5 protein-coding genes are annotated in these 6,783 nt (G+C 58.4%); 4 read left to right on the top strand and 1 reads right to left on the bottom strand.

Annotated features, from left to right (window positions below; all coding sequences use genetic code 11):
* Nucleotides 1-97: 97 nt before the first annotated feature.
* A complete protein-coding gene (locus tag Q0K10_RS07025) occupies nucleotides 98-1,156 on the bottom strand; it encodes a GntR family transcriptional regulator (protein ID WP_294505059.1) in 1,059 nt (352 codons plus the stop codon).
* Nucleotides 1,157-1,356: 200 nt separating this feature from the next.
* On the opposite strand from Q0K10_RS07025, the gene Q0K10_RS07020 reads away from it, so the two are divergent.
* The 4 genes from Q0K10_RS07020 (at nucleotide 1,357) to Q0K10_RS07005 (ending at nucleotide 6,745) form a co-directional block, all read left to right on the top strand.
* Nucleotides 1,357-2,421 carry a GntR family transcriptional regulator gene (locus Q0K10_RS07020; protein WP_294505056.1) on the top strand — a complete coding sequence of 355 codons (1,065 nt, stop codon included), beginning with the start codon at nucleotides 1,357-1,359 and terminating at the stop codon, nucleotides 2,419-2,421.
* Between the two features lie 124 nt (nucleotides 2,422-2,545).
* Entirely contained in the window at nucleotides 2,546-3,808 is a 1,263-nt protein-coding gene (locus Q0K10_RS07015) for an MFS transporter (RefSeq protein ID WP_294505054.1), read from the top strand.
* The gene (locus Q0K10_RS07010; protein WP_294505051.1) at nucleotides 3,805-4,470 is read left to right on the top strand and encodes a type II secretion system protein; all 666 of its coding nucleotides are present in this window, start codon (nucleotides 3,805-3,807) and stop codon (nucleotides 4,468-4,470) included. The genes Q0K10_RS07015 and Q0K10_RS07010 overlap by 4 nt, the downstream gene beginning before the upstream one ends.
* A gap of 16 nt (nucleotides 4,471-4,486) precedes the next feature.
* The gene (locus Q0K10_RS07005; protein ID WP_294505049.1) at nucleotides 4,487-6,745 is read left to right on the top strand and encodes a heparinase II/III family protein; all 2,259 of its coding nucleotides are present in this window, start codon (nucleotides 4,487-4,489) and stop codon (nucleotides 6,743-6,745) included.
* Nucleotides 6,746-6,783 lie beyond the last annotated feature (38 nt).

Genomic DNA, 6,783 nt, shown 5'->3' with positions numbered 1-6,783 from the left:
CAGTATCACATCTTTGAGAATCAGCCTCTCTCATTTCATAATCGCTGCATCATTCCTTTTTACCATAGCAACTGTTGGTGAGAATTTTGTTGCATGTTCAAACTCCTTCCGAAAAGACGGAAAGGGGAATGATCCTGTGTTCCGGCGTGATGCCCGAGGTGTGAAAGTGCTGGGCGATCCGGTTGCCGATTTCGAATCCGGTCTCCTCGAACGGAATGTGGAGCCTCAGCCCGTGATATTCCGAATGAATCGCATGAGACTCCGCGATGAGGCGGCAGCGGTTTCGAGTGTCGATGCCGCTCCGGTCGAGGATGTCGCGCAGCGTGTCGTAATGTTCGCCGTGCACGTAGATTGCGTCCGGAACCCGATCCTGGTAACGGGCGGCGATCTTCGCAAATACATCCGGCGTATCCCATTGAAAGGTCGTTACTTTCAGTTCTCGACCGGCTTCAGAGCAGATCGAACGGATCCCATCCAGCAGAACGGCGGTCACTTCGTTCAGGAAGATGAAATCGATGCTCTTGCGTCCTTCCTCAAGCAGTTTCCGGCCGATTTCCCGCCCGGCTCCCCGGAAGTCGAAACTGAAGCTGTCCACCGCTGGATTTTTCAGTTCGAGGCTGCCGGTCACTTGAAGGATGACTTTCAGACCCGCTTCGTCATGCAGCCTCCGGATCAGATCGAATCGCTCCGGCCCGATGTCGACTGCGACGAGACCGTCGAGATATTGATGCGTGATCTCCGTGTAGAGCGACTCCCCGTCCGGGCCGGTCAGATTCAGCGTCCGGACGTTGCAGCCGTTGCGGGTGAGTGCCAGTCCGCTGTTCGCCATGAGGCTCCAGACGTGGTAGGGGTAGTAGAAGTATTTGCCGTCTCCCGCCAGCAGCCCGACCAGCGGCGGCATCTCTCCATGTACCGGGATGAAATTCTGGATCTTCGTGAACGTCCCGATGCCGCGGCGGCCTTCCAGATAGCCGGTTTCCACCAGATTCTTCAGTACCCGCGTGACCGTCGCCCGTCCGACCCCGAACATCGCGGCAAGTTCATTCGACCCCGGTATCAGCATCTTCTCATTCGGATGCCGGTAGATCAGATTCATGATGTAGTGCCGGATCTTCACGCTTTCGCGCAAACGCGTCTTCGATTCCTGTTCCTGCATGTTTTTCTTCTTTTGAGACATTTGTGATACATTTGCTACGGGTTAATTATACCGAAAAATCCATCGAATGTCAATAGCGAAACGAATTTTTTCTTTAAAAAAAGTTTTTTTTTGAGAAAACGACTTGCTTTTCCGAGAATTTTGCGTCATAATATTTACATGAAGATTTTACATGTCAAATATTGAAAAAGGGGGAAATAATGGCATTGGCGCCTTACCAGCGTGTTTATGAGACATTGCTGACGGAGATCCGGGAACGGAAACTTGTGCCGGGAATTGCACTGCCCGGGGAAAACAGTCTGTCGGAAACCTACCGGGTGAGCCGTCCGACGTTGCGGCGGGCGCTGCAGCTGCTCGCCACCGAGGGTTATCTGGAGTGCCGGGCTGGAATCGGCTGGTCGATTTTGACCCATGATCCGAAGCCGCAGCCGGAACGGGACCGCGAGCTTGTGATCGGCGTCGACGTGGTTTCCGACGACTGGGGGGCGTTTTATTATGAACCGTTTCTCCGCGGGATGCGGCGCAGTGCGGGGAACCGCCGCTGCCGGCTTCAGCTGATTCAGTTCGATTCCGAGAACGGAATCCGACCCGGTCCGGTCGACGCCCTGGCGCTGGTCAAGGCGCAGCCCGCCGACTTCCAGACGCTCGCCGGAATCAACGAAACGACTCCAGTTGTTCTGCTGAACCGGATGCCGCCTCAGCCGGATCTGAGCTATTTCTCCGCGGATTATCGGGTCGAATCGAAACGGGTCGTGGAGTATCTGCTGCAGATCGGCCACCGCCGGATCGCGGTGATCTCCAATTCGAAACTCTCAGAATCGAGCCGGGCGCAGTTTGACGTTTGCGCTCAGCGCATCGACGGCTGGCGCGACGCGTTTCGCGATGAGGAGCTCGAACCGCCCGAGGAACTCAACTGCCGGGACCACTCCATCGGCGGGATTGAACGTTTCCTGCGGGAACAGCGGCCGACGGCGGTCTTTGCGACGATCGGCTGCTGCGTCATGCCGACGCTGCTCGCTGCGGAACGGGCGCAGATGCGCATCCCCGGGGAGCTCTCGCTTTTCAGTTTCGACGACATGGGCGCGGCAACGCTGCCGGACGTTCCGATCAGCTGTGTGAAGATGCCGCTTGAAACGATGGGGGAACTCGCCGTCGATTTTCTGAGCAGCCGCTGCGACGATCCGGAAAACACCCCGCCGGTTCACCGGATCATGTCGTCGGCGCTTGTCATCAATGACAGCTGTCGCAAACTGCCCCGGAGGTAAAGCGGTGACCGAACGGCAGAAACTCTACACAGTCGGCACGCTCAGCTACACGACCAGTGCTCTTGTCACGTTGTTTTTCCTGCTGCTGCTCGGTGATTTCGCCTGACAGATGAAGGAGCGGTCCGTGTTTCAGATCGTGCAGCTGATGTTCAAACGGCACGGGGCCTCCGATATGCTCAACGGCTTTATGATCGCTTCTCTGCCGAGTGCGATCGGACTCTTTCTCGGGCCGATCATCAGCTATCGCTCGGACCGCTGCCGCAGCCGGCTCGGGCGGAGAATTCCCTATTTGCTCTTCACGACTCCGATTGCCGCCGGGGCGATGGCGGGCATGGCCTTCAGTCCGATGCTCGGCACGTGGATTTCCACTCATCTCTGCGGCAGTGCAGACGGAGTGACGCTCTGTTTCCTGGGATTTTTCTGGGCTGCGTTTGAATTCGCTTCCGCGATCGCCGGGGCATTGTTCGGCGCTCTCATCAACGACGTGGTTCCGGCAAAAGTGCTCGGGCGGTTTTACGGGCTCTTTCGCGCGATCAATCTGGTTGCCGGAATCATCTTCAACTACTGGCTGTTCGGTTATGCGGAAGTCCATTACATGACGCTTTTTCTTTCGATCGGCGCACTGTATGCGATCGGATTTTTTGTGATGTGCCTGAAGGTCAGAGAGGGGAAATATCCACCGCCGGAGGATGACGCCGGTCACGGGGGGCTTTACGCGATCCGCAGTTATTTCCGGGAGTGTTACTCGAATTCCTATTATCTGCTGGTGTTTGCGATGCTGTTTTTCGCGGGGCTTGCATTTGCTCCGGTCAACTCGTTCTGCATGTTCTACGCGCAGAGCCTCGAAATTCCGATGAAGCACTACGGACGGTTTCTGGCAATCACTTATGCGATTTCGCTGGTTCTGGCCTATGGAATCGGATTTCTCGCGGACCGGTTTCATCCGCTGCGGCTCGGATTGCCGGTGCTGGGACTCTACGGGGTGATGGGGTGCGTCGCCGGCTTCTGGATCCGGGGCGAGACGAGCTTCGGAATCGCGTTTGTTGCACATGGAGTCATCTCCGGAACGTTCTTCACGGCGACGGCGTCGCTTCAGCAGCGGCTTTTTCCGCGTGCATCGTTCGCGCAGTTCTCCTCGGCCTGCGGTATCGTCTGCTCGCTCGGATATATCGTATTCATCCCGCTGGTCGGGCGATTTCTCGATTGGACGGGGCATAAATACCATTATATCTACTGGATCGGAGCGATTGCCGCCTTTCTGGCACTCGGTACCGGATTGATCGTCCATCGCTGCTTCATGCGCCTCGGCGGCCCGGCACACTACGAGCCGCCGCCCGGAATCCCGGAAAATACCTGGACAACCAAACCAAACCCGGAGGAAATATGAAAAACAGAAACTTCACTCTTATCGAGCTCCTCGTCGTCATTGCGATCATCGCGATTCTGGCGTCGATGCTGCTGCCCGCGCTGAACCAGGCCAGAGACCGGGCCCGTTCGACCTCCTGCGTGAACAACCTCAAAACCCTCGGGCTGCTCTTCACGCACTACATCGGCGACAACGAGCGCGCGTTTCCCTCGTCGATGCTCAACACCGCCGGCAACGGCTGGTGGTACTGGTATCAGTGCGGGCACTATTTTGCCGATCCGGCGTATCTGAATACCAAATATACAAAGGTCGCCGCGGATTACTGCAAGAATTCCCCTGCGGATTGTCCCTCTCTGGAACCCGGGCTCGGACACTACAACCGCAGCGTCGACTACGGTTACAACTACTACTTGTACAAGCATTCGATTACGCGGATCAAAAATCCATCCGGACTCGTGCTCTTTGCCGACACGCGCGGCGACAAGACCGACTCCTACATGCTCGGCTGTTTCAACAATCCCTACTACATGGATTTCGCCTCGGCGAAGAATCCGCTCGATCCGCGTCATTCCCGGCGGATCAACATGGTTTCCCTTGCGGGAAACGTCTTCTCGATCTCCGGTCCGAGCGAGAGCGTCTTCTGGCAGACGGGCGCCCCGTACACCATAGACGTAACCTATTGATGAACAGGGGGAAGGCATGAAACTGCGCGCCATCATTGCGGGAATCTCGCTGGCGGTTTCGCTTTTCGCGGCGGATCAGCCGATTCCGCTCAATACGGCCGAAAGCGTCCTTTGCGCATTCTGGGACGAAGGGTTGAGCGACCTGCCGCTCTGGCAGCTCGAAGGCGAGGAGGTCTCCGCCCGCCAGACCTGGTGCAACGTCGAATTGAGCTGGAAGAACCGGTTCAGGCTGACCCGGAAACTCGACCTGGACTGCAGCCGGTTCGATCAGCTGATTCTCGGTCCGAGCCTGATCGCCGGAACCCGCGTGACCCTCGAAGCCGAGTCGGATCGCGGTCCGCTCCGCGCCGAATTCACCGTCTCCGGAGATCGCAGGAACGCCGAACTTGTGCTGCCGCTTGCCGGCGCTCGCCGCCTGAGCCGGCTGACCATCGGTCTGGAGAGTTCCGGGAAGAGTTCCGGCATCCTGAAGTATCTGATTCTCGCCGACTCCGGACGCCTCAAGGAGATCGAAAAACAGTACGAGGAACTCGGAAAAATCGATTTCAGCCGCTTTATCCGCCTCGATGCCGTTCCGGCCGGAATGCCCGGTTTGAAGATCTTCTGCGACGAATCGCGCGTGGAGCAGGTTCGCAAGATGCTCGACTCCTCGCCAGAGCTGGCCGCCCGGCTCCGGAACGAGGCCGACCGTCTCAAGAAGAATCCCCCTCCGGAACAATCTCTGCGGGCCTATCCGCTCACGGACCGGCGGTTTGCCCGTGACCGCGATTACGACCGGCCCGATTTCTACGGGAACGTCGACTGCGTCTGGCTCAGCGTGCTCGTTCGTGACCGGGAGCTGCTCCGTCTCGCCGCCCGCCGGACGATTTCACTGATCCTCACTCAGGAATGGGGGGCGGGCATGATGGCCTCTCTGCCGGAAACCACCTTCGAGCATCGCTGTTTCAGTGAATGCGAGGCGATGGAGAGTCTGGCGTTCACGCTTGACTTCTGCTACGATCTTTTCACGCCGCATGGGCGCAACCTGATTCTCCGCGCGCTCGGAGAACGCGGCACGGCGACCACCAATTACGTCGCCTGGAAGTGGGATTACATCTACTACAACAACCAGCTGCCCGCTTTCTCCTATGCGCGCATCGCCGCCTACGCCGCGATGGAGAAATCCGGCTGGAAACATGTTGAACCCTACACCGACCAGGCGATCCGGGAGCTCGATCAGGCGATGAATCATATCTTCCCTGCCGACGGTGGTTTCCACGAGGGGCCGGGCTACTTCCAGTACACGCTCTCGAACGCGATTCCCTCCTACTATCTTTACGCGCGGTTGCGCGGGAAGAAGTTCAACGACATTCTGCCGGAGTGCCTGCGGAACGTCCCCGATTACGCCGAACTTGTGATGTCCACTGTTCCGGGGCAGGGGTTCCTGCCGGTCAACGACAGCGGCAGCGACATCACCTCTCCGGGAATCTTTCTGCTGGCGGGAATCTTCCCCGGTACGAGTTTCTTCGAACTCGCCGGGCGGGTGCTCGAGACGCCGGCGCGCCGGACTGACGCGGTCCGTCACGGATATTTTGCCGACGCACCGCAGCCGCTCGCGTTCCGCCCCCGCAATTTTCTGAAGATCGATTCGATCAACGCGGCATCCTCCTTCCGCACATGGAATGGAAAAGTGCTGAAAATCGTGGTTTTCGCCGACGCGGCCAGAACCGGGCATAAGCATGCCGACGCCGGGCAGTTTCTCATCGAATTCGACGGGGAGACCTTCGCCGCCGATTCGAGCACCTGCAACTATGCTTCCCCGATGGCGAAGGTGCTGCAGAGCGCGCCGCGTCACAACGTTTTCGTGCCGGTCGACGCGAAGGGGGAATTTGTCGAGCCCGCGTTGTACGCATCCGGAGTGAAGTTCGAGGCGTCCGGCGACGGGAAACGGTTCCATGCGGTGATGGATCTGCTCCCCTTCTGGAAAGGGAAATTCCTTGAGCGGCGGCGCGAACTCCGCTCGGATTCGCCGGATCGCCTCATGCTGACCGACCACTACAGGACGGCCGATTCCGCGTCCGGCGGGGCATTCTTCTGGCTCACACCGCTGCCGATCTCGATCGAGGGGCGGCAGGTCACGATCACCGGAAAAAAGAACTCCATGCAGTTTACGATCCCCGCCGGATGGACGGCGGAGCAGGAGAAGCTCTATTACTCAACGCTGAACCGGCTTACCCTGAAAAGTCCGAGTTCCGCCGGGACGTTGCGACTCGATATCCGTTTCGCCGCGAAATGAGAAGAAATATGGAGGGCGGGGGGGGGCGCCCGGCCCTC

Origin of the sequence: uncultured Victivallis sp. (genome assembly GCF_944391105.1) — a bacterium.
Lineage (GTDB): Bacteria > Verrucomicrobiota > Lentisphaeria > Victivallales > Victivallaceae > Victivallis.
Note: the sequence above shows the minus strand (reverse complement) of the source record. Positions and strands in the feature narration are given on the sequence as shown.